This is a genomic window from Sorangium sp. So ce131 (assembly GCF_051519095.1).
Taxonomy (GTDB): Bacteria; Myxococcota_A; Polyangia; order Polyangiales; family Polyangiaceae; genus Sorangium.
The window spans coordinates 4,965,746-4,990,398 of record NZ_CP150455.1; the positions used below are offsets into that span (position 1 = coordinate 4,965,746).

Annotated in this window: 13 protein-coding genes; 5 read left to right on the forward strand and 8 right to left on the reverse strand. The window is 69.2% G+C overall.

Features of this window, described 5'->3' with window-relative positions; translation table 11 throughout:
• Positions 1–35: 35 nt before the first annotated feature.
• The gene (locus WMF43_RS18050; protein WP_437681697.1) at positions 36–626 is read right to left on the reverse strand and encodes an arsinothricin resistance N-acetyltransferase ArsN1 family B; all 591 of its coding nucleotides are present in this window, start codon (positions 624–626) and stop codon (positions 36–38) included.
• 88 nt (positions 627–714) lie between these two features.
• On the opposite strand from WMF43_RS18050, the gene WMF43_RS18055 reads away from it, so the two are divergent.
• The 3 genes from WMF43_RS18055 to WMF43_RS18065 all read left to right on the forward strand — a co-directional run bounded on the left by WMF43_RS18055 (position 715) and on the right by WMF43_RS18065 (position 4,194).
• Complete coding sequence (locus tag WMF43_RS18055; protein WP_437681699.1) at positions 715–1,623, forward strand: LysR family transcriptional regulator; 909 nt, start codon at positions 715–717, stop codon at positions 1,621–1,623.
• Between the two features lie 209 nt (positions 1,624–1,832).
• Positions 1,833–2,243 (forward strand): nuclear transport factor 2 family protein, encoded by a 411-nt coding sequence (locus WMF43_RS18060; protein WP_437681701.1) that lies wholly within the window; start codon positions 1,833–1,835, stop codon positions 2,241–2,243.
• Positions 2,244–2,430: 187 nt separating this feature from the next.
• A complete protein-coding gene (locus tag WMF43_RS18065; RefSeq protein WP_437681703.1) occupies positions 2,431–4,194 on the forward strand; it encodes an AIPR family protein in 1,764 nt (587 codons plus the stop codon).
• A gap of 77 nt (positions 4,195–4,271) precedes the next feature.
• Here the strand turns inward: WMF43_RS18065 and drmC are convergent, their stop codons facing one another.
• From drmC to drmD, 7 genes are all read right to left on the reverse strand, one after another.
• Positions 4,272–5,045, reverse strand: a complete 774-nt coding sequence (gene drmC / locus WMF43_RS18070) for a DISARM system phospholipase D-like protein DrmC (RefSeq protein ID WP_437681705.1) — start codon at positions 5,043–5,045, stop codon at positions 4,272–4,274.
• Complete coding sequence (drmB, locus tag WMF43_RS18075; RefSeq protein WP_437681706.1) at positions 5,042–6,922, reverse strand: DrmB family protein; 1,881 nt, start codon at positions 6,920–6,922, stop codon at positions 5,042–5,044. The genes drmC and drmB overlap by 4 nt, the downstream gene beginning before the upstream one ends.
• Entirely contained in the window at positions 6,922–10,296 is a 3,375-nt protein-coding gene (drmA, locus tag WMF43_RS18080; RefSeq protein WP_437681708.1) for a DISARM system helicase DrmA, read from the reverse strand. Before drmA ends, drmB begins: the two co-directional genes overlap by 1 nt.
• Positions 10,297–10,345: 49 nt before the next feature.
• Positions 10,346–11,020: a hypothetical protein gene (locus tag WMF43_RS18085; RefSeq protein ID WP_437681709.1), complete on the reverse strand. Its 675-nt coding sequence runs from the start codon at positions 11,018–11,020 to the stop codon at positions 10,346–10,348.
• Entirely contained in the window at positions 11,017–12,312 is a 1,296-nt protein-coding gene (locus tag WMF43_RS18090) for an AAA family ATPase (RefSeq protein WP_437681711.1), read from the reverse strand. Before WMF43_RS18090 ends, WMF43_RS18085 begins: the two co-directional genes overlap by 4 nt.
• Positions 12,313–12,404: 92 nt before the next feature.
• Positions 12,405–16,604 carry a DNA methyltransferase gene (locus WMF43_RS18095; RefSeq protein WP_437681712.1) on the reverse strand — a complete coding sequence of 1,400 codons (4,200 nt, stop codon included), beginning with the start codon at positions 16,602–16,604 and terminating at the stop codon, positions 12,405–12,407.
• The gene (drmD, locus tag WMF43_RS18100; RefSeq protein ID WP_437681714.1) at positions 16,601–20,296 is read right to left on the reverse strand and encodes a DISARM system SNF2-like helicase DrmD; all 3,696 of its coding nucleotides are present in this window, start codon (positions 20,294–20,296) and stop codon (positions 16,601–16,603) included. The genes WMF43_RS18095 and drmD overlap by 4 nt, the downstream gene beginning before the upstream one ends.
• 428 nt (positions 20,297–20,724) lie before the next feature.
• Between drmD and WMF43_RS18105 the strand changes: the two genes are divergently transcribed.
• Positions 20,725–23,028 (forward strand): McrB family protein, encoded by a 2,304-nt coding sequence (locus WMF43_RS18105; protein ID WP_437681716.1) that lies wholly within the window; start codon positions 20,725–20,727, stop codon positions 23,026–23,028.
• A complete protein-coding gene (locus WMF43_RS18110) occupies positions 23,025–24,611 on the forward strand; it encodes a DUF2357 domain-containing protein (RefSeq protein WP_437681718.1) in 1,587 nt (528 codons plus the stop codon). Before WMF43_RS18105 ends, WMF43_RS18110 begins: the two co-directional genes overlap by 4 nt.
• The last annotated feature ends 42 nt before the right edge of the window (positions 24,612–24,653 follow it).

Genomic DNA, 24,653 nt, shown 5'->3' on the forward strand with positions numbered 1-24,653 from the left:
CGAGGACTCGAGGGGGCCGCCGGTCGGGGAGCGGCTCACGGGCGACGTGATCCTCCGTTGTGTTCGAGGATGGCCGTCCACTCCGGGTGCCCTGCCATCTCCGCCGGCGTCCGTGGCGGCGCAGGCGCGCCGTCCGGCGCGCGCAGGGCGAGCCGCCACCAGCCGACGTCGCGCCACGCGCCCTGCTTGAAGCCGACGTCGCGGTAGACGCCGACCGGCTCGAAGCCGAGCGCCTCGTGCAGGCCGACGCTGGCCGGGTTCGGCAGCGTGACGCCCGCGTGGGCGACGTAGAAGCCCTGCAGGCGCAGCAGCGGCAGCAGCGCGCGGTAGAGCGCGCGGCCGACCCCGGTGCGGTGGTGCGCGGCGTCGATGTACACGCTGGTGTCGACCGACCACAGGTAGGCCGCGCGGTCGCGGTGGCGCGCCCCGTACGCGTAGCCGACCACCGCGCCGTCGCGCTCCAGGACCAGCCACGGCGCGTGGGCGAGCGCGCCGGCGATGCGCGCCGCCATCTCGCCCGCGGTCGGCGGCTCCAGCTCGAACGAGGTCGGCCCCGCGACGCTCGGGGCGTAGATCGCCGCGACCGCCGCGGCGTCGCCGGCGTGGGCCATTCGCACGGTGTCCATGGCGGTGAACCTAGCGGCCGCCCTACCATGCTTCAATGCAATCGGAGCGATGGGTCGCATCGACGTTTTCGATGGAGGGAGCGCGGTCATGGACGTCGCGCAGCTGACGGCCTTCCTGCGCGTCGTGCGCGAGGGCAGCTTCACGCGCGCCGCGCGGACGCTGGGCGTCGGCCAGCCGGCAGTGAGCGCGCGCATCGGCGCGCTCGAGGCCGAGGTCGGCGGCGCGCTGTTCACCCGCGGCCGACGGATCGCGCTGACGCCGCTCGGCGAGGGCTTCCTGCCGTTCGCGCGCCGCGCGACCGAGGTGCTCGACGAGGGGCTCGAGGCGGCGCGGCTCGCGCGCACCGGCCAGCGCGGCCGAGTGACGCTCGCGTCGCTCGGATCGGTGGCCGCCGGGCTGGTCGGCCCCGCGCTCGCGAGCGTGGCGGCCGCGCACCCGTCGCTCGAGTGGCTGGTGAGGTCGGCCGCGCACGAGGGGGTGCTCGCCATGCTGTTCGACGGGCTCGTCGAGCTCGGGGTCGTCGTGTGGCCGTGCCTGGACGCGGGCGCGGCCGACTTGACGCGGTTGTTCCTGATGCGCGAGCCGGTGGTGCTCGCGGTCGCGCCGGAGCACCCGCTCGCGCGGAGGCGGCGCGTGGAGCGCGAGGATGTCGCGCGGCTCGGGCGGCCTTTTTTGCGGCTGCGGTGGTGGCGTGCGCATCACCCGGAGATCACGCGGATCGCCGAGCAGGCAGGGACGTCGATGGACGTGCCGATGGAGACGGCGCGGTATCTCGTGGCGCGTGGGGTCGCCGTGGGCTTCTTTCCGACGACCTACATCGCGGAGGACCTCGCCGAGCAAAGGCTGGTCGAGGTGCCCGTGCAGGATCTCGCGCCGCTGTCGCGCACGCTGGCGCTCGTGCGAGGGCGGCGGCCCGCGCCGCCGGGGCCGGCGACGGCGGCGGTGATCGCGGCGCTGCGCGAGCAGGCTCGGGGGCTCGGGATCCTGCGGCGGTGAGCGGTCATTCTCCGGTGCGCTGGATCACCGGTCCGCTAGGATCCAGTTCCGCCGAGGTGTAGATTGGGCTCTCGGGGCAGGTGTCAGAGGCGATCTTGAGATCTCGCGGCCGGCACCCCTCGCCGTCGAGAGAGATTGCCAGCCCGGGGTCGACGAACGGAAGAGAACCCGGCACATCGAGCCGGAACACGACAGAATGAAAGGTTGATATGACAGACCGCAACACGATCCTGGCCGTCGAGGATCGCCTCGCCATTCACGAGCTGATCGCCCTGCACGGGCACCTCGTGGACGACGGCGCCATCGACGACCTCGACCAATTGTTCACGGAGGACGCCGTGTACGACGTCAGCGCGCTCGGGTTCGGATCGCACCGCGGCCTCGAGCGCCTGCGGGAGCTCTTCCAGCACAAGGGCGAGGGCAACCCCGTCGGGCACCACGTGACGAACGTCATGGTGCGGGTCGACGAGGACGGCGTGGTCCGGGTGCGATCCAAGGGGATCGGCGTGCTCGCGAGCGGCAGCTCGGGGACCGTGATCTACGAGGACGTCGTGAAGCGCACCGCCAGCGGATGGCGGATCGCAGAGCGCAAGGTCAGGATGAAGGCGAGCGCTGCCTGATTCCGCCTCGAACGAAGCGACATGGAGGAGGTGAGGGCGTGGACAGCTACGATCAGCACCAGACGCTGCCGCCCTCGTCAGGCACCTTCTCGCGTCCCCATGAGATGTATCTCCCGGTCAGGAATCCGTGTGAGGAAACGCGCGCCGGGGCGGCCGTTGCGATGCCCCGCGACGAGGGGTGTAAACGATGGGCGTGACAAAGCAAGCGTTGGAGCAAGCGTTCGTCGACCTCCGAGGGAAATATGGTGGTGTGAAGGAGGACTACTTCGCGCTCCTGTACCTCGCAGAAGAGGTGGGTAAACCGCCCGATCGCGTTGCTCATCAGGTCGCCTTTGGCAACAATGATTTCGGCATTGACGCTTACCACTTCGACCGCGAGCGACGGAACCTCTACCTGTACCAGTTCAAGTGGTCGGAGGACTATCAGCTCTTCAAAGGATCGCTCGCGCGTCTCGCTGGTGCGGGGATGGATCGAGTTTTCGGCAATCCGCATCAAGTGAATGATCAGAACGAGATGCTCCTTCAGCTCAAGATGTGCCTGCACGAGAACCAGGCGATCGTCGACCGCGTCCTCATCTACTTCGTGTTCAACGGTGACCCCGAAAAGGCGGAAGGTAGTGCAGTCCTTACGGCGATGCGCGAGGATCTCGAGAAGAAGAAGTACCTCGTCGACAACTACTTCTCCGGTCGTGATGTAACGTTGTCGTTCCAGTTTCTGTCGAACGAGACGAGAAGGAAGCGGCCACAGGTCATCAAGAAGACGCACCGCTATACCATCGACTTCCCGTCGTTCGTCGAGGCCCAGGCGGAGGACGGGCAGCTGATGCACGTCGGCTTCGTGTCCCTCCTCGACCTGCACACCATGCACACGGAGATGGGGCAGCGCTTGTTCGAGAAAAACATCCGTGCAGGGTTGGAAGGCGAACGTCCGGTAAACCGGTCGATCCGGGCAGCCCTCGAGCGAATCATCAAGGGAGACACGCTTCCGAGCGAGTTCGTGTTCAACCACAACGGCGTCGCCCTCTACGCGGAGCGGTTCGAGCCCGATGGGGGCCGCGCGACGATCACCGAGCCGCGGGTGCTGAACGGCGCGCAGACGATCACCAGCATCGAGCGCTTCTTCGACGAAAACGAGAAGAACAGGCTGCTCGCCCAGCATCGAGACCGCCTCGGGCTCGTGCGTGTACTGGCCAAGGTGGTGAGCCGATGTGACGAGGATTTTGTTACGACGGTGACCATCAACACCAACCGGCAGAACGCCGTCGAGCCCTGGAACCTGCGCGCAAGCGACCGGATCCAGCTCGAGTTTCAGGATAAGTTTCGCGATGAGCTCAGCATCTTCTACGAGCGGCAGGAGAACGCCTTCGAGGCCCTCACGGACGAGGACCTCCACGAGATGGGCATCGACCAGTACAAGGCCATCAAGATCCGACCGCTCGCTCAGACATTTCTGGCCGCTCAGGGCGAGATCGATCGGATGTCGCGTCTGCCAGAGGTGTTCGAGCAGGAGCAGCTGTACAGGGCTGCCTTCAAGGAATCCTATCTTCGAACGGATGCACGGCGGATACTCCTCGCGTACAAGATCCACTTTCGCCTGGGCCGCATCATCAGAGAGATCGTGGAGAAGGGCGCCTCGAAGTACGCCTACTTGGGGCGCGCGCGGAACCTCGTCTGGGCTCTGCTCATTCAGGCAATACTGAATGACTCGAAGAACGATCGTCTAATGGAAAATTACGGCACGCGCCTGGTTGCGGAAGCGGACTTCGTGGAGCATCTGAGAACGCTCGCGTCAACACGCGTGCGCCTCATCTTCAGCGAGGCCTTCAAAGAACAACGCTATCAGGAGCTTATTGCAGACGAAAAGTACAGCTTTCTCCGCACGAAGGCGACGTTTCAGCGATGCATGGAGGCTGCCGATGATAAGTACGGCTGGAAGAAGCAGCCTCTCTAGCTAGCCGACGCCGAGCTCCGTGAGCTCGTGTTGCTCCTGCCTGACCGCCGCCTCCCGCTCCTCCGGACACACGCGCACTACGCTGGCGTGTACTCGCCCACGATCCGCGCGTCGATCAGCCCGAGCCACTGCCCGGCCAGGTAGCTCGCGAAGCTCGGGTCCTCGATCAAAACGCCGACCTCGATGTTCCTCTCCTGGCCTCGCTGGGTGAAGTTCGCGCTCGACACGAAGGCACGCGCGCCGTCGACCACGACGCACTTCGCGTGCAGGCTGCAGAAGGGCGGGCCGGGCGCGAGCGCGCGCTTGTCGTAGTAAAGGCGGGGCCGGGGCTCGCCGAACGGCCAGCTCTCGGCGAGAAACTTCCGGAAGTACCGCGCGAGGTGGGCATCCGCGGCGGCGCTGCGCTCGATCTGCGGGATGTCGATGAAGAACCGCACGTCCACGTCGCGGCTCCGCATCGCGCCATGGAGAGGCGCCAGCACGTCCTCGGCGTGATCGAAGCTGTAGCCGGCGAGCAGGACGCTCTCCCGTGCGCCCTCGAACAGCGACCGCAGCACGACCGCCGTGTCCCGGGCCGTCCCGACGGGCACGTCGGGGCCGGTCCAGACGAGCTCCGGCGCCGGGCGGCGGTCCTCGCGCTCGGCGAGCGCGACGTCGAGGACCGCCAGGCACGCGGCGGTCCTGTGGCCGGCGAGGGCGCGCTCGATCGCCTCAACCTGATGGCGGATGCCGTAACCCACGAGCGACGCCTGATCGATGGGCGTCCGCAGGAGCCCCGACGCGATCGCGTCCCGGAGCGCGACAAGCACCGTGGTGCCCACGTTCTTCAGGCTCGCGCGGCCGGCGGTCATGGGCGCTCCCGGAAGAAGGCCAGCGCAGGGTCGTTACCGATCGTGGGCACGACCAGCGCGCGGTCGAGGAACCGGTTGAACCGCTCGCAGGAGCACTCGGCGATGTAGAGGCACCCATGGCAGGCGGCGCCCTCCGTGCGGCGGTCGCTCGACGGCGATCTCGGATCGTGCGCCGCGCAGACCGGGTCGTTCGAGCAGAGGCGGCCGAGATCCCAGGCCTCGCGCAGGTGGTGCCGGATCCTCCGGCCCTCCTCGACGAGGCCGCCGAGGGTGCCCTCGCTGCCGGTCGTGCCCGTCGTGAGCATCACGGCGGCCATGTCCGGCCCGCCGACCTCCGCCTCCCCGCAGTAGATCCGCTCCCGGATGGCGCTGGCGGCGTAGCCGCATTCCAGGCTCACCGCGGTCAGCAAGAGGTGCGAGAGCGAGTGCAGCAGGAAGAACCGGATCCCCGGGAACTCGGCCTTCCTGTCTTGCCCGAACGCGCGCAGCAGCTGCTCGGCGCGCTGCTTCACGGCCTCGCGCTTCTCCCAGTCGGAGAGCGCCTTCTCGTCCAGCTCCAGGAAGACGCCCTCGCCGCGGACCTCGGCGGCCGGGAGCCATTTCTCGTTTCCCGTGGGCAGCGTGAGCACGGTGGGCTTCACCTTGCGTCCGGCGAACTCGTACTCTCCCTGCAGGTTGGCGCCGATCGAGTCGAAACGGCTGAAACTCACCTGCACGCGCACCTCGCGGAGCTCGGGGACCAGGACGAGGCCGCGGACGCCGGGCGGCAGATCGATCCGCGCCTTCGGTACCCGGTACGCCGCGAACTGGACGCCCCGGTCGGGGACCGCGCCCTGCTGCTCGGTCGGCGCGTTCATCAGCCGGTCGTACTCCGCGCTGCGCAGAGGGCGCTCCGAGGTCGCGGCCGTCGCGTCGTTCTCGGCCCGGATCGCGGCGAGCACCTTCTCGGCCGGAGCGCCGCGGACCGCGCTCGCGACGTGCTCCATCAGGCCGGTGATCATCGCGAGCTGCTCCGCGGTCGTGACCTTCTGGACGGCCTTCCAGACGTCCTTCTCGCGCAGCCGCAGGCGCAGCGGGTCGGGCTCCGGGTCCGGCAGGCGCAGCGCGCTCACGACCTGTCCGAAGTACGCGTGCGACGCCGTGCGGACGAGCAGCTCGCTGCGCTGGTCACACGGCTCGCTGGCCCCGCGCCCGCCGAGCCAGGGGCGATCGCCGTTGCAGCTGTAGGGCAGCACCGTCGCCCTGCTCATCGGCGTCGACGCGCTGCAGTTCTTGCACTGCACGAGGATGCGCGCGATGTCGCCGAGCGCCTTCTCCTCCAGGTAGAGCTCCGGCCGGTCGCACACGCCCTCCCGGTCCATGTGCGCGAAGGGAATCCACGGGAAGTCCGAGAGGTGGCCGCGCTTGCACGCGGCGACGAAGCGGACCGGCACGGCGCTCGACCACTTGTTCTTCGCGCACTCGTGGCGATAACGACCGCTCTTGCTCTCGAACTGCTCCGACGCCCTCGCCAGACGACGGCACTTCTGGCAGACGAACCACCGGGGAAACTCCAGCGCGCGGACGCCGACGCTCGGAAAGGGGTTGCGCGCGTCGCCCTCGGGGGCCATGCGGAAATAGCCCTCGCGCGCCAGGTCGAGGTCCGGGTCGAGCGCCTTGAGGCGGGGGATGAGCGAGCGCCGGAGCCGCGGATCGTCCAGCGCGACATACCCTCTCGCGCCGTAGCTCCAGTGCTCCAGGCCGCCGATGACGACCGCCCGGTCGACGAGGTCGACCATGGCGCCGGGCCCGTACGTGGTGATGAGCTGACTCTGCCGGAGCTGGCCGTCCGGGCGCAGCACCTTGCGGGCGTCCTTCCTGTTCTTCGCGTCGTTCATCAGCCCCTCTCGTCGAGCTGCTTGAACCGCAGCCACACGTGCACGCTCGGCTCGACGTCGCGCATCGACGTCGGCACCTGGAAGTACCGCGCGTCGTGGTCGTCGGGAGGGTCGTCGCTCGCCGTGAACAGGAGGTGGAGGCCCTCCTGGCCGGCGCGGTCGTTCTTGCTGTAGACGCGGCTCGCGGCGCCCACGCGCGCCTTGTCGACCACGCGCTCCCACGCGTCGAGGAAGCTCCGGCCGCGGGCGCGCACCAGCTCGGCGATCCGGGTCTCGGCGTCGTTGCTGGGGAAGTGCCGGTGTCGGCGCGCCCGCGCCACCATCCACGCGACCAGCGTCTCGGCGGCGGGTCGCTGCTCGTGGATGTTCATCACGCCCGTCGGGGCCTCCATCCTCGCGACGCCGTGCCGGATCATCGACAGCAGGCTGCCCACGAGGCCTCGATCCAGCGCCTGTCCGCTGAACGGGGTGACGCTCGTCGCCTCGACCTCGCGGTACAGGCTCTCGTGGTAGGCAACGAAGCGCTCATAATGCGAGCGATCCCGCGGCCGCATGACGTTCAGGCAGGTGACCACGAGGCCCGGGTAGGCCCGCCCGACGCGGCTCGTCGCCTGGATGTACTCGCTGGTCGTCTTCGGCTGGCCCGTGACGACCATCAGCCCCAGGCGGTCGACGTCCAGTCCGACCGAGATCATGTTGGAGGCGAGCACCACGTCGAGCGGCTCGGGGGCGGTCGATGTGCGGCGGGCGCCGAGTCGCAGCTTCGTGTCCTTGACGCGATCGGTCGACTCGCGCGAGGTGAGCTCGGCGGGCATCTCGAGGTTGCGGTTCTTGGCCCAGGGGTGCGGCCCGAGGAAGAGCAAGGGCCGCTTCTCCTCCTCGATGTTGTCGACGCGGTTGCGCACCTCGTCCTCGACGAGGCGCCGCATGCCCCCGAGCTCACGCAGGCTGTTGAAGTACCCGACGAGCGTCATGTACGGGTCGGCCGGCTGCTCCGGGTCACCCTTCGGATCGAAGTGCTTCCGCGCGGACGCGAGCAGCGCCGCGTACGAGCGGACGGAGACGGCGCGGAGCGCGCGGCCGGGGGCGCCGATGCCTATATAGAGCCGGCCGGGCTTGTCGCGCTCGACCTCGGAGAAGAAGTTGTCGCCTTCATCGATCCCGCGCGGCGGGAAGAGGACCATCGTTCGCCCGAAGAGCGCCTGGATCTGCTCGCGCGCGCGCCGGACCGTCGCCGTCGAGCAGACCACCTTGGGCGGCCGGGGGGCGCCTCCGATGGGGTTCTCGCAGAGGTAGTCGACCGCGGCCTCGTACAGGCCCACCATCGTGCCGAGCGGGCCGCTGATGAGGTGCAGCTCGTCCTGCACGATGAGCTCGGGAGGCAAGAGCCCCTCGGGGAGCGGCCTGGCGCCGAGCCTGGGCTCGTGCATGACGCCGTAGGCCCGCTGGTCGTCGAGGTGCGTCGCGCGGCCGAACAACATGCCGGCGTCGCCGCGCCAGGGCATCATCGCGAACTTGTCGACGGTGGCGACGAGGAAGCTCGGGACCTCCTGGTAGATCTGCTCGTCGACGAACAGCACCGGCAGGCCGAGCCCCGGCGTCTTGGCCTCGGTGTAAAGGCACTTTCCATTGTCGCAATAGACCGCCGCGCGCGCGAAGCCCTTCTTGGTCGGCTTCCCCTCGGCGTCGACGAGCTTGATGTTCTGGATCTTGATCGCCTCGCCGCACCAGGGGCAGGTCGTGAGCGGGAAGGGGGAGTCGGTCCTGCCTGGCGTGTAGTCGGAGAGCGCCTCGTGCACGTCCTTCAGGCGGTTCGCGCTCGCGCTCGCGCCGACCCAGAGGCCGATCGTGAAGCGGGCATTGCCGAGCTCCTTGGGGTTGCGGCGCCGGAGCTCCTCGAGCGTGCAGATCAGCGTGGCCGCGCGCCCGAGCTGATCCAGCGTGAGCAGCCGCAGCGTGTACCGGAGCAGGACGGCGACCCCGCGCCCCTCGTGCGGCGTCCCTTGCCCCTTGATCCGGCGGAGCAGGAGCACGAACGCGATGAGGCCGAGGTAAGCCTCGGTCTTTCCGCCGCCGGTGGGGAAGTAGATGAGCTCCGCGAGCTTCCGTTCGGGGTGGTTCACGTCCACCACCGACGGCAGGTTCATGAGGACGAACGCGAGCTGGAAGGGGCGCCACTCCGGCTGCTTGCCATCGGTATAACGACGGTCCTCGCGCGTATTGTCCGCCTGCACCGCCGCGACGTGCATCGCCTGGTTCATGTACTTGAACGCCTTGAGCGCATGCTCGTTCTGGCCGAGCAGGGCGATGCCCCTGGCGATGCGGTCCTTGGCCATCGCCGCCTTGTTCATCAGGTCATCGCGCGTGCCCTCGAGCCGATCGAGCGGCGTGTAACGCTGCTCGTCGATCCACGCGCCGTAGGCCTCGATCAGGGGCGAGAGCGCGTTCGCGAGGCCCTTGGCGTTGAGCTTCGCGAGGTCCATCATGCCGAGGGTGACGTCGTCGATCTTTCGATGATCGACCCGCGGCACCTCGAAGCAGGGGAGCTGCGTCGTGCGGAGCCGGGTGACCTTGCCGTTCCTCTCCGCCGGGCGCTCGACGCTCGTGTTGTGGCCGACGGCCCACTCCCTGTGGTTGCGGAAGGCGAGCGCCAGCGCGCGCTGGTCCTCGTCGCCGTCCTCGCCGCGCCGGTTCGGGCGGGAGACGAAGCCGCGCTCGTAGGTGAGCTCCATCCGCACCTGGAACGCGAACTGCGTGTCGCGGTCCAGCTCCACCGCGGCGCGGTCGTTGACGAGGAACAGGCTCAACACGCGTGTGCCGGGCTCGAGGCCGTCCATCGCCGTCGTGCGGAGCTCTCCTTTCAGGACGAGGCCGCGCGAGCCGGGCACGGGGATCCCGTCCTTCTGCTGAACGACGCTCGGGTCGAGCAGCACCGCGACGCGGACCGGGCCGTGCGGCACGCGTTTCCAGCCGGGGACCTTCTTCTCGCTGTGCTCCAGCGCGACCTCGATCTTGTCGTAGTCCGCGTACCAGAGATCGACGTGAAGGGTGTCGCCCTGACCTGGAGGCAGGAACACGGAGAGGCCCATCGAGGCGGGGAAGCGGACCGGCCGCTTCGGCTCCGGCTCGTCGTTTCCGGCGTCCTCGGCCTGGCTCTCGCTCCCGGCGGCGAGGCCGTTCTCGGTGGAGTCGCGATCCTCCGGGTCGGGGACACGGCCGCCCTCCGGCGAGAGGAAGCCGGTCAGGTACCAGCGCGACGGCGCGAGCGGCAGGACCTCCTGGCCGCCCTGCGCGTGCGTGTCGGGCACGAAGGGGCCGACGAGATCGGCTTCGAGGGCTTCGACGAGGCGGCGGCGGACGTCGGCAGGGGTCACCGCCGCAGGATCGCGTCCATGCAGGCGTGAAGACAACCCCTCGCCGTGCTCACCGGAGGCGCTCCTCGATGACGCCGAGCATCTCGGGGAGGCGCACGGACTGCTGCTTCATCCATGTCTGGAAGAACGCGGCCCGCGCGGGCCGGCCGTACTGCTTCGGCGCGTGCTTCTGCTGGAGAGCGCAAAAGGCCCTCCACGCCTGCTCCCGCAGCGCGGGGAGGTCGCCCGAGTTGAGGCCGAGCGTCTGCTCGACGTCGGTCCTGAGATCGGGGTGGTCCGATGTGATGAAAAGCCCCTCGCGAGGCTGGCGGCGCTCGAACCGCAGCTGAACGCAGGAGGCTTCCACGGTCGGGTCGACGGTGAGCGCCGTCGAGCCCTGCGCAGCATCGCAGCTCCTCGTCCGCCACCCCGAGCGCTGCCCGCCGTCGCACGAGCCCAGGAGGTTCCGCCACGAGAGGGCCTGCGCGGGAGCGACGTCAATCGGTGTGCGGTGGGCGATCTTCATCGTGCGCTCGCCGCGAGCGTCGGCGGCGTCAGCGTCGACGCGACGCATGCAGAAGGCGCAGAGCCAGCCCTGCTCGCGCGCGAGGTCGGCGCGTACGCGACCCTTGTCGATCTGATCGAACGCGGTGCGAGCCCGAGCTGCCGTGGAGAGGTGGGTCGTCGACGCGGTGCGCGTCTCCGTTACCGTCGCCGGCTCCGCGCCCTTCCCGATGTGCCTCACGAAGCGGCCCCGGTGGTGCCTTCAGGCGGCAGCTGTTGCTGGTAGAAGAAGACGTCCGGGTCCTCCCCCTCGATCATGGTGGACAGCTCACGGATGAGCTGGCGCGCCTCGTCGTAGCGGTCGGCATCGACGGCGTCGCGCAGCAGGTTCAACTTGGCCGCCACCTCGGGAGGCCGCCCTGGATCGCCGAAGGCCGCCTCCAGGATGCGGTTGGTGTCGCGCCGCCAAGTCCCGCGGTCCAGGTTCCGGAGCTCGAAGCGCTCCAGGAGACGGACGTTCGCCGCGTGCAGCGAGGAGAGCACCTGGGGCGAGTGGGTGGTGACGATGAACTGGACCCGCGGGAACACCTTCTGGAGCCGGGGCAGGATCACCCGCTGGAGCCCGGGATGGAGGTGCAGCTCGATCTCGTCGATCAGGACGACCGCGGGGCGCTCGAGCGGATTGGGTAGCTTCGGTGCCGCGAGGGCCATGCGCCGCGCGAGATCGCCCGCCATGGCGAGGAGGCACTTCTCGCCGTCCGAGAGCTGGGCGACGTCGAGGCGAGTGCCGTTCAGCTCGACGGTCATGCGTTGCGGCCGCCGCTCGATGCGGACCCTGCGCGCGCCGGGCAGGATCTCCTCGATCGCCCTACGGACGGCCGGCAGCGGCGACGGCGCGGCGGGCTCGTTCGGGTCCGGCGGTTCCTTCATGATCTCGAGGACCTGCTGCTCGTTGAGGAGGTCTTCTTCGTCGCGAAACCACTCGAAGAAGCCCCGGAAGTTGCTCGCCCCGCCCTCGAGCGCGCCGTCGTAGGCGCTCAGCGCATCGAACTCGTGGGGCGTGCGGATCCGCTCCGGGATGTCGAGCGCGCTCCGGTTGGTCGGGAAGTAGACGACGAGCGGGAGGAGAGGGGAGCCGAGCGCGATCGTGGCCTGCGCGGCCGCGGCGGGCTCACGCAGCGCGTCGAGCGAGCTCGGCGCTCCAGGCGGGTGCCCCGGCAGCGTCTTCGCGATGCTCCAGCAGATGGGCGGCTGCCCGAGGATCTCCGCCGTCAACGACAGGCGCGCCGTCGACGACGACAGGCGCGCCGTCGACGCGGAGACCCGGACGTCGCTCGCGCGCGGCGCGATGGCTTCGGGGGTTCCCGAACGGATGCTCTCCACGAGGCACGAGAGCAGGAGCGCGGTCGCGTCGAGGATCGAGGTCTTGCCGGCGCCGTTGACGCCGACGAGCGCGGTGACGTCCGGCGAAAAATCCAGGTCGAGGCTCGTGAAGCCCCGAAAGTCGCGGAGGGAGAGGCTGGTGATCTTCATGGTCCGGACCGCGTGACCATATACCGGAGGACGAACGCGTGGCGAGCCCGGAGGACGCGCTCAAGGTCGCCAAGCACGCGCGCAGGGGCGGCTCAGAAGAGCTTTCCCTGCGTGGTCGAGGTCTTCTTGCCCTTGCCCGGCTTCTTCGGTGCCGGGGTTTCCTTCGGCGCCTCGTCTTCCGTGCCGTTGTCCTCGCTCGCGGCTCGGCCTCGCTTCTTCCCGGCGAGCCCGAGCCGCTGCTCCTCGCGGGCGCGCTCGGCGTTGAGGACGTAAAGGCGGTCAATGACCTCGTCCTCGAAGGCCTGGAGGGCCTCGCGGTCTTTGTCGGTGAGGGGACAATAGGGCGGGATGGGGATGTCGGTCCAGCCGTAGGCGGCGAGGACGGCGCGGTCCATCTCTTCGTGGAGGCGGCGCAACTCGAGGATACGCGGATCGTCGCACGCGGGGTCCTTCAGGGCGTTGTATGTCTTCGTGAGGCCCTGATTAGTGTCGGCCATGAAGCGCGCTCGAGCGTCGTAGAGGCGCTCGCCGATGGATTCGAGATTGGGTAGCACCATCCTCGGGTCCGTATTGGGAAAGGGGAAAGTCTCGAAGCAGTCGGATGTGGAGTAGTTGATGTCCGTCCTCATGGTAGAGGACAGTAACCATGCCCACGGTAAATGGATGCGCGATTGAAGTACCGAAAAATGTGTAAAGCGATCGAATGGAAATACGAAGAGTTTGTGAGACAAAATTCTGTTCTTGGGCTGAAACGAGAACATTATGTGCTTGCTCACGCATGCCGTGACTAAGCAGCGATGGACGGGGGCCAGCGCAGCGTGCATTGGGTCGCAGCGATCGAGGAATTGCCACCAGTACTTCTTTCCGTGGCCACCCTTTCCAGTGTTGTCTCGGACTGCATCGCGTGCCGGCTTCACGAGGGTACGCACTCTCTCAAGCAGCTCCGGCCATGCGGCTACATCAGCAAGGTCTCTCTTGCCGAAATTTATAACAAACCGCTGGAATCCCTGCGACGGATCCGTGTTGATTTCCTCACCCCCAAGGTACGGGAAAATCACGTCGGCGTTCGAATGGCGCATCGAAACGAATGCGTCTCGTTCGGATGGTGATAGAATGAAGCCCATGCCGCTGACCATGTGTCCGCGGTACGAAAATCCTTCGTTTGCCTTCAAGGTAAATGGAGCGACTCTTTCAGGCGTGGCACGAAGTAGCGAGTTGATGAAGTTGACTGTCTCGCCGTCCAGGGTGCGATTTGCGGCCGATTGCGAGCCGGGGGCGCCGATGGCAAAGTGGACGATTGCAACGGCTACGTTTGCCTCTCCAGGCCATTGAAGCGTCGATATGGCATCGTAGATCGTTCCGCCGTTGCGGACAATGGGCGCGAGTGCTGTCTCCCGCGTGTCACCCTGCGCGATCGTGTTGGTCGCGATCATGCCTGCAGCGCCATGAGCGCCGAGCAGGGAATATGCTCGCCAGAAGAAGTGCGCACTTAGGTCGCCGCGTCCTTCTGCATTTTGGTGCGCTGTCTTCAGCCAATCACGGTAGTTTGTGCCAAGTACCCCACTCACCTTGGAGCCTCCGAGGAACGGTGGATTACTGACGAACGCTTCCATGCTTGCAGCGCCATTTATGCGTCCGCCATCCAGCGGATCAGGTCGTTCCTCGAAGAACACCTCGGGAAACTCGATCCACCAATGGAACGGCCAGAGGTTCGCGCGGGCCTCTGCCGCCAGCCCCTCAAGCTCCCCGCGCGCCTCCTCCGTCAGCTTTCGGTCCGCCTCCCGCTCCTCCTCCGACCGCGCCTCGTCATCGATCAGCCGCTCGCGCCCTAGCCACGCCTCTACTAGACCCAGCCGCCGCTTCCGCTCCTTCTCGCGCGCAGCGTCCTTCTCCTCGGCGAAGAACGCCCCCAAGCACGCATCCGCCACGATCCGAACTTTCTCGATCGCCTGCTGCGAGAAGTCGAACAGCCGCCGCTTCTCGGCCTGTGATCCCGGATCTTCGCAGCCTGCCAGTACGAGAATTTTCTGACGCAGCTCCACAGCCTGGTCGAGCGCATCTCGGAGGAGTGCCCGGACCGTATCCGCCTGCTTCGGCGGCGCCCAATGAAACGCGGCGATCTGATTGAAATCGAGCCCGACGAGGCTGTCACCGTGCCGGAGCGCATGATCGACGAACGTGAACGGGAGCGTTCGGCTCAATGTCACCAGCCAGAGCGAGAGCTTCGCCAATTCGACAGCAGCTGCGTTCTTGTCGACGCCATAAAGACACTGCTGCGCCACGAGCCGCCGCGCGTGCAAGTGCGCGTCGCCGTGCTGCTCGATGATGCGCGCGAGTTCGCCTTGGCGTGTCCACGCCGCGACGATCTCCCCGGCCAACTCGCGGCACGCGGCCACCAGGAACGCGCCCGAGCCCATGGCCGGGTCGCAGATCTTGAGCTGAAGGATCTGCGCCGGCGTGCGCGCCTCGCCCAAGCACGCGAGGAGCGGCTCCAGCGTGCGCCGCACGACCTTCTCGGTGAGCGATCGCGGCGTGTAGTGGCTACCCGTCCGACGGCGCTCCTCGCCGGGCTGCAGCACCAGCCGGCCGGTGATCACCCGGTGGCGCAGCGCATCGCCGCGGCGACCAACGGCGGCATGCGCAGCGAGCGACTCCGCGAGCGCGCCGTCGTCCTTGCCGGCCTCCTTTACCGCTTTCTCAATCGCCAGGATCGGCCCCGGATTCAGGCCACAGGTCTCTTTGAGGAAGCGCGCCCGATCGGTCGGGCCCATTCCTCGAAGCGCACCGGTCTCGACCCACACTCCGTACTTGCCGAGCCGCACCGCCGGGCTCTCGACCCGGAGTACGTGGTACCCCATCAGCGACTCGTAAACGCTCCCAATCTGCTCGACGTCGAGCGTGCGGTAGCTGAGCCGCTGCCCGGCAAACACGATCAGCCGGTGCAGCACCTTGTAGACCGTGCCGTCATCGATGCTCGGCGGCCGCGCCCGCGCGCGCTCCTCCGGATTGTTCACCGCGGCGGTCCACCCCGGGAGGCCCCCCTCCAGGAACGGGTACGTGTTCGGATCGAACAGCCGGCCCCGGCGCGGCGGCAGCTCGAGCGTCCCGTGCTTCACGCCGAAGAAGACGGCCCTGAAGAGCGCCAGCAACTGCCCGTACGCGCCGAAGCGGTGGTGCATGCTCTCGGGGTGGGCCCCCGCGTCGTGGCTGAGCCGCGCGTAAAGCCCGCCGAGGCTCAGGTGCTCGGCATACGTACGATGCTCCACCGGCATCAGCGCCTGGTCTTCCGCGTAGAGCAGGAAGACGAGCCGCAGCACGACCGAGAGCACGCCCTGGTAGAAGTGGTCGCCTTCGGCCTCGATCGCCGGCCTCAGCCAGTCGAGCTGGTCGCGCCCGCAGTCGCGCGCGGCCGCGGCCTCGAAGCCGGCGAGCAGCGTCTCCACCGCCTCGAAGACCTGCTTCGCGAGCTCCTCGGTGACGTCGGCCTGCCGGCGCCGGCTCTCGGCGAGCAGCCCCTCGAGCGTATGCTCGGGCGAGGCGCTGTACGCCCGCCGCGCGTGCAGTAGCAGATCGAGCGCCGTGAGCAGCGGGCGGCCCTCCGAGCCGCGCAGGTGCTCGACCCGGAACGTGAGGTGCGCGGTCGACTCGCCGGTCGGCGCGTAGACCAGGCGCAGGTTCTTGCCGTTGAAGAGGAAGCCGACCGGGATCCCGGCGTGCCGCAGGAGGCGCTCGAGCTTCGCGGTCGGCGGGTACCGCCACGGCCCGGTCACGCTCTCCGGCTCGTCGAGGTCGACCTCGGCGCCGGCCTCGGTGAGGTCCCACAGGAGCGCGAACCACGGCTTCTTCGCGGCGGAAACGTCCGCCGGCGCGGCAGGCCCCGAGGACGCCCGCGAGCCGGGGTCGCTCGCGGCGCCGTCCTGCGAGGAGCCCGGCGCCTCGTCGAACGCGGCGAACGGGTCGTCGGCGACGAAGGGGCCGCGGCCGAGGGCGAAGCTCGGCCTGATCTCCTGTCCGCCTTCGGCCGCATAGAACGAGAGCTCGGCCGGCAGCTCGGCGCGCGGTACCAGCATCCCGGGCGCCGCGTAGCCGAGGAAGTCGCGGAAGAACACCTCGAGGCTCCGGATGCGCTCGCCGTCCTCGGTGAGCTGCGCGGCGAAGGCGGCCGAGTGCTCCGCGCGCTCCTCCGGGGCGATCTGCGCGTCCGCGAGCGCGGGCACGCTGAAGACGAGGCCCTCGATGGGCTGGGCGAGGCCGAGCCACTTCCTGTGGAAGAGTACGTCCCGATCTTTCATGTCATCGACTCCGGCCACGCGACGACGAGCCCCACCGGCGTGAGGCGCGCCATGCGGACGTCGTAGAGCGCCTCGATCGCGGCCGGCTCGGACTCGAGCTCGCTCGCCGCCGCCGCGCGCCTGCGCTCGAGGTGCTTCAGATCGAGGTCCACCTGCCGCTTCTGCTCCTTGTCTTGCAGGTTGAAGAGGTCCGCCTGGCGGAGGCGCGCCTCCGCCTTGTCGATCGCCACGCGCTGCCGCGCGAGCAGGCCGCGCAGGTCGTCGGCCTCGCGCCGCGCGCGCTCGGCGAGACCCTGGCGTGCCTCGACGGCCAGCGCGTCCGCCTCGGCCTCCAGGTGGGGCCAGAGGGCGCGGAAGAGCGCCTCGGCGTTCTGCTGGATGCGCTTCGAGATCGTCGCGTTGGGCGCGCGGCCCGAGCCCGCCAGGAGCCGCTCGGTCGACGAGATGGCCGACGCCGCCGTCGCCCGGTCCTTGTACGGTTTGACCTCGCTCGCATCCCCGGACCACGCGGCCGCGACCGGGACGAGCTGGTCGTGGAGCCTCGCCGCCCCGATGCCGAAGAGCGTGAGGCGCGCGAACCCGACGACGCGCACGACGCTCTCGCCCGGCGCGACCACGGCGCTGACCCGGGTGAGGTCGTGCGCGCCGAAGCCCTGCGCGAGGAAGCGATCGAGGATGCGCTTCACGAACGGGTGCGCCAGGTGGAGTTGCTCGGCCCCCTCGGAGAGGCTCGCCAGCGGGTGGAACGTCACCGGCCGCGGAGGCCGCTGGCGCCACTCCCAGAAGTCCTCCGTGCGCCCGCGGGGCGGCCTCAGCGTGTCGAGCGTCACGTCCCAGGAGCGATCGAGCGGCGGCAGCTCGTACGTCGCGCGACCGTCGCTGGTCTTGCCCGCTTCCTTCAGAAGGGGCGCGCTGGCTACGGGGCTCGACGCCCGGCGCTTCGGATCACCTCCGGCGTCCTTCGCCCCGAACCCCAGCCCGATCTCGACGACGCCCCGCAGCGACTCGGGCTCGACCTCGAGCGTGCGCCGGGAGCTCTCCAGGCGCCGGCCGGCGCGCAGGACCTCGGCGCGCACGGCCTCCAGATCGGTCCGCCGCGCCTCGAGCTCGGCATCGACCGTGGCGGTCTTCGCGTCGGAGCCGACCTTCTCCACGGCCGCGTGCACCTTGCGCGTGATGCCGTTTGCGAGCGCCGCCTCGATCTGACCGAGGAGTACCGCCCCGAGCGAGCCGAGCTCGCGCTGCACGGTCGCGATCTTGCGCACGACGGTATCAAGCACCTGGTCCTCGCGGCGCTGCGGGTAGACGAAGTAGTGGCAGCGGACCTCCTCGGCGGGCTGGAGCGTGCGGTCGATGCGGCCGTTGCGCTGCTCCATGCGGGCCGGGTTCCATGGGATGTCGATGTGGAAGAGGTCGGCGCAGTGCGCCTGCAGGTTGACGCCCTCGCGCGCGGCGTCGGTCGCGACAAGGACGCGCACGGGGTGCTCGTCGGGCGCGCTGTTGAACGCGCGCTGCACCTCATCGCGGGCGTCGTCGCCCATGCCGCCGTGGAACTGCAGGATCCGGTTCTCGCCCTCCTCGGTATGCGCCACCGCCGCGGTGAGGAGCTCGACGAGGTAGCGCTTCGTGTCCGCGTACTCGGTGAAGAGGATCACCCGGCGCGGCGTCCAGGCGCGGCGCGCGCGCGCGTCCGGGCCAAGGCCGATGGCGGGACATAGGTGCTCGCGCATCCAGCCGAGCATCGCGAGCGCCTTCGCGTCGGGCTCCCGGCGGGCCTTCTCGGCGAGCGCGCGCATCTCGGCGAGCAGCGCGCGCGCCTCCTCGGTCGGGCTCGGGAGCGCCGCGCTGGCGCGACGGACGACCACATAGCTCTCCTCGGCGAGCGCCTCGTCGGAGAGCCCGTGTGTCTCCGGGTCCGCCTCGACGTCGACCGTTGTCGACCGCTTCGCCGCCCGTTCCTTGAACGGAATTTTCTGCTGTTGCGGTGCGGCGACGGGACCGCCCTTCTTCGCGAGGCCCTGCGCGTGGACCTCGAGCGTGCGCGCGAACGCCTCGGGGCTCGATAGGAGGCGCTGTTGCAGGTGGATGAACGGCAGCCGTCCTTGCCCGGACTCCGGTGCGCAGAGCTCCATGTACCGCTGGAGCTTCTCTCCGAGCGTCAGCTCGATCGGCTGCCCCTCGCCGATCGCGCTCGCCGCCGCTTTGCCCTCCTCTCCGGTCTCAGCGTCGTAGCTCGTCCGCTCGAGGCGCCATGCTCCGCCGCGGTGCGAGAGGGCGAGCTGCACGAGCATGCGGCGGGGGAACCGCTCGACGCCGAGCTGGCGGAGATCGCGCTTGAGCCGGCGGACCATGATGGGATCGAGGTCCTTCTTGCCCTCGACCGGGACGCCGCGCGTGAAGCGCACCGGGTCGAGGATCTCGAGCAGCGCGCTGAAGCTGTTCGAGTGCCCGTTGTGCGGCGTGGCGCTGAGGAAGATGCGGTTGTCGAAGCGGGGGGCGAGATCGCGGATGGTGCGCGTGATGTCGGTGTCCGTCGCGTACTTGCTCGCGGAGGCCGGCGCGGCGATGTGCGCCTCGTCGAGGATGAGCAGGCCCTTGCGCGCCCGCTCGCCGAGGTGGTGGAGCAGCGGGTCGCGGTACTCCGGCCGCCGCAGGAGCGCGTGCGACACAATGAATCGGTTGTGCGTGCTCCAGGCGTTGATCCCGAACCCGTGCTCCTGCCTCCGGTAGGCGACGAACTGCCGTGTCATGACCTCGAAGCGCAGGCCGAAGCGGCGCTGCATCTCGCCCTGCCACTGGAGGCACACCGAGGCGGGGCACACGACGAGGACGAAGCTCGCCTGCTGGCGCAGCAGCAGCTCCTGGAGCACGAGGCCCGCCTCGATGGTCTTGCCGAGCCCGACATCGTCGGCGATGAACAGGTTCGCGCGCGGCAGCTCGAGCGCCTTCATGAGCGGCGTGAGCTGGTGGGCCATCAGCTTGATGCCGGCCCGGAAGGGGGACTGGAAGCGGGTCGCGTCCGCGGCGCTCACCGCGCTCCACTTGAGCGCGTGCAGGTAGGCGCCGAAATGCGCGGGGGGATCGAGCCGCGAGACCTCGCCGAGGCCGTGGGTCTCCGGCTCGACGACGCGCGCGCCGAGCTCGAGGTTCCAGAGCACGTCGAGCTGGCGGCCGGGGTCGTCGTCGTCGAGGCAGACCAGGCGGACGAGCGGCGACTCATCGCCCGCGCCGGCGACGACCTCGTCGACGAGCCACTGTCGGTGCCGGGCGTGCACGATCTGGCCCTTGGCCGGCAGGCCGTCCCCGCGCGCGTCGGGCGGTCGTACGGTCGCCGCCCGCGGGTCGAGCCCGGCGGCCTCGAGCAGGAGCGCCTGGAGGTCGCCGCGCGCCCGGGCGGACGGGTCGAGGCCGTGCCGGCGGCAGACGGCGCGAAGCTCGTCTCGCCCGAGCTCACGCAGCAGGGTAGGGAGCCGGTCGCCCAGGTGCTCCGAGAGCCTGGAGACGAGGCGATCCTTGCTGCTGGCGATGTCGCGCACCTCGCAGCCGAGCAGGCGACAGAGGTCGAGGAGCCGCCCGGCGGAGATGACGGCGAGGACCGAGGGGACGGTGGGCGCCGAAGGATCCGGGGCGGAAACGAAGGGCTGAAAGGTAGCGATGCTTTCGGGCGCTTTGTGCGATTTTCTCGCGGCCATTCCTGTCTCCGGCGGTGCCCGAGCGCGGGCGACGGCCTCAAGGGGCGGGAGCATACCAGGAGAGCGCACAGGTGATGCACGGTGGATCGGGCGACCGGTCCACCGGCGCAGTCCGTAGACTCCGCTCGCTTCATGATAGTGGCTGCGGGAGCAGGTCATGCTTGCGCCGCCATGTCGGGTGATACGCGACGGCGAGCGGTGGCGTATCGGACATGACCGGGATCTTGCGCGACCTTTGTGCGTTCCGCTACGGTCGCAGAGCACCACCGGGGCGACGTGTGGTGACGTTCTGCCCGGCATCACGTGGCGAGGGAAGGCTGTCATCACCATGCGAGACGAGCGCCATCACATCGCTATTCCGAACCGGCTAGCAACCCCACTGGCAAGCCGCGGTGTACGGCACCACTCATGTTGTCGAGGGAGCCTACATGTTGACCGATGAGCAGCTCACCACCGTCTGGAAGGCCTTCTCCCCACCCGCCTGGTGGGCGAAGTGGCAGAAAGACTACCTCGACTTCCTCTCCTGGACGCGCGACACCCCCGAGTCCGAGCTGCGCACCGAGGCCGCGCAGAAGAAGCTCTGGAACGCCCGCGCGATCACCCCCGCCGGCTATGGCGACGCCATCAACGTCGACGCACTGCTCGCCGATCCCGAGTTCGTGGACGCCATCGTCGGCCTCCGCACGCGCGCCTGGCCGTCCGACGTCGCCGCCCGGGCGGCTGCGATCCAGGGCGAGTACGAGCGTATCCTCGGCATGGCCGTCGCGCGCGCGGTCAAGCCCACGCCGCATGCCAAGCTCCAGCGGCTGTTCGGCGCGCTCGTGCCTGCCGAGCTGACGTGCGTGCTCAGCTACGGCGCCATCCGGCACGTCGCGGAGCTGCTCCTCGGTGACGCGGGCGACCCCAAGCTCGTGGCCCAGGCGAAGATGCGCGCGCGGCTCCGGGCCGTGCTCGGGCGAGAGGAGAATCTGGCCGACCACGTGCGACGCTCGACCTTCTGCTGGTGGCTTCACGAGAACTACGAGCGGCTGGCGGCCGGGCAGATGCCTCCCTGGCAAGGGAACGTGGGCGTTGACGTCGATTCCATACAGCCACCCGACGACAAGTTGCCTCTCCTCGCGGTCTGGCCGTTCGCCAGACAGTACGCGGGCCTCTTCGCCGTGCGCAACTTCACCGGCGCGTACCGCGCCGTGGTGCAGGCGGCGCAGTCAGGGCTGTCGCAGGACGACCTCGTGGTCGCCCTTCAGGGAAGCGGGAGCTTCGACAATGTCCCGACGCCGACGCTGCGCCAGCTCATCATCCGTGTCAAAGGCCTCGGGTTCATCGAGCAGCGCGACGGTCTCCTCTACGCCACGAAGGACGGCGACGAGCTGCTGGGCAACGAGCAGGCGGACATCCTCATCCGCCGCTTGTTCGAGCGCGTCTTCGGCTTCGCCCAGCTCCTCCGATACATCGATGAGCATCCAGGGGCGACCGACGAGGCCGTGGCCGGCGCTCTGCAGAAGATCTACCCCAACTGGACCACCGCGCGCGTTCCCAACGATCTCCGGAGCTGGAGCAGCTATCTCGGCCTGCTCAAGCGCGACGAGCACGGTGGCCTCCGCCTCACCGAGTATGGCTCCGCCTGGGTCGCTAGGCTGCCGAAGGATCTTCCAAAGCCTCCTGCCGAGGAGAGCATCGGCGCCGCCCCGACCGCGATCCCGACCGACGCCGCCGCGCCGCCCCCGATCCGGTACCCGGCCTTCGACGCCATCGTCGAGCGCTTCAAGGCCGATCCGGAGATCGCCGACTTCGTCTTCGACGACCGCCAGCTCGCCACCCTCCATGCCGCCTGGCGGAGCAAGCTACGCAAGCGCTTCGTGCTCCTCTCCGGCCTCTCCGGCACCGGCAAGACGGCCGTCACGCTCTGCTACTCGCGCGCCGTCTGCGAGCTGATGAGGCTCTCCGTCTCCGAGCACCGGGAAATCGTGCCTGTCTCTCCCGACTGGCAGGATCCTTCGGGGCTGCTCGGGTACTTCAACGCCCTGCACGCGGACCCCACCTTCCAGGCAGAGCCCGCGCTCCGCCTCGTCCTGCGCGCCGCCGCCGACCCGGAGCGCCCCTACTTCCTTATCCTCGACGAGATGAACCTGGCCCGCGTCGAGCGCTACTTTGCGCCCTTCCTCTCGGCCATGGAGACGGGGGAGGATCTCGTGCTCCACGCCAATGGCGCCGAGGTCAACGACGTTCCCCCGCGCGTGCCGTGGCCGGAGAACCTCCACATCGCGGGCACCGTCAACATGGACGAGACCACCCACCCCTTCAGCGACAAGGTGCTGGACCGCGCCTTCACGCTCGAGTTCTGGGACGTCGATCTCAAGCGCTTCTTCGAGCGCGCCGCGGCCAGGACGTCAGACCCGCGGCTCCCGGCGGTGGAGGAGACGCTGATTGAGCTGCACGACATCATGCGCAAGGTCCGCCGGCACTTCGGTTACCGGACGGCCCGCGAGGTCCTCGCGTTCATGCAGGCCGCCTCCGCGCTGGGCGGCGCGACGGACACGACGTTCCTTGATCAGGCCGTGTTCTCGAAGGTGCTGCCGCGCCTGCGCGGCGAGGACACTCAGGCGTTCAAGGACGCGCTCGAGGCCCTCACGGAGGTCTGCAAGCGCCGTGGCCTCAGCACCAGCGAGGCGAAGCTCGAGAGCATGAAAGACCTGCTCAAGCGCACGGGTGTGGCCCGCTTCTGGGCATGAGCCTCCAGGTCCGCGACGCAGCCGGCTCGGACGAGCACATCGTGGACGGCGTCCTGCACCTCGAAGAGGCCAGGACCTACCACATCGATGCTCCCCCGGGCGCCTGCGCGCCGCGGGCGTGGCTCGGGCTGCGGGAGCTGCCGTGGAGCGAGGAGCGCAGGGCGTTCACGCTCGACGTGGGCCAGTGGGTCGGCTCGGCGACGCTGCGGGTGGTGCACGGCACGCACGAGACGGTCGTCGCCGTCGAGGTGGCGCCGCGGGCGGAGAAGCTCTCCGAGGGGGCGTGGCTGGCGCTGCTCGCAGACCTGGAGGCATGGTCGCCGGGCCTGGCCATCGGCCTCGAGGGCGGCGGCGTCGGCGCCGTGCAGACGGAGGGCACCCCGGCGACGGTCCTGGCCGCAGCCCTGTTGCCGCTGGTGCCGGCGCTCGTCCGTGCCGTTCGCGCTATCGCAGCCGCGCCGCGGGAGGTCGCGACGGTCACGCGCGAGGACGTCCCGCTGCGTGCCGTGCGGCGAGCGGATCGGGAGACGCTCCACTGGCTGGCGAGGCACCCGGCGGCCGCGCGCGCGGTGGATCCATGGCTGCGCGCTCGCGCCGGCCTGCAGGACCCGTACGTGCCGCAGGACACTACGCGCGAGACCGTCGATCACCCGGTGAATCGCTACGTCGCCTGGCTCGTTGCGCGCGTCGGTCGCGTGCTCGGTGAGCTGGGCGGCGCGCTCGGCCGCGCCGCCGGGAATCCACAGCTGCGACCCGACACCGCGCAGTGGTGCCGTGCGCGAGCGCGCGCGGCCGCAGGTGCCGCGGACGAGCTGGCAGCCACGCTGCGCCGGACGTTTCTCGGGTCGTTGACCCCCATGCCCGCCACCGAGGCCGCCCTCCTCGCGGTGCAGGACGATCCTGTCTATGCCCGCGCCCACGCGCTGGCTCGGCCGTTCCTGTCGCCGCGATTCCGCCTGCGCGAGTCGCTGGATGGCGGTGAGGCCCCGGTGCGCCCGAGCTTCGAGCTTTACGAGCTGTGGACGCTGCTCGCCGTGAAGCGGGCGCTCGCCGCATTCCTCGATGGGTGGACGTGGACCTGGCAGCAGGGGCCCGGGAACGAGCTGCTCGCCGGCCTCGGGGGAGGCGCGGCGTTCACCGCGAGGTGTCCGATGGACGGGGCGCGGCTCGACATCCGGTACAACATGACATTCCCCGGATACTTCGCCCGGCGGACCTCGGACCCATACAGCATCTCCGGTGAGCGCCGACCAGACATCGTGATCTCGTTCGAGCCACCCGCCGGCCAGCGTTCGTGGATCTGTCTGGACGCCAAGTACCGGGTACGGCGGGAGGCGCTCGCGGATTCCTTCACCTCGCTCCACATCTACCGTGACGCGCTGCGGTGGGAGACGTTCGGCGGCGCATGCCGCGGCGGGCTGCTCCTCGTTCCGGCGATCGAGCCGGAATGTCAGCCCTGGTTCGCGAGCGAGTTCCGCGAGCGATTCGGAATAGGTGCCTGGCGGCTGACGCCGGGGGAGCCGCCGGACCTCGCGCTGGCGAAGCTCATCGTCGCCATAGTAGCTGGAGCCGCCAGAGCATAGGTGCCAGCGGCGGGGGCGTCCCCTCGCAATGCATTATTGCCG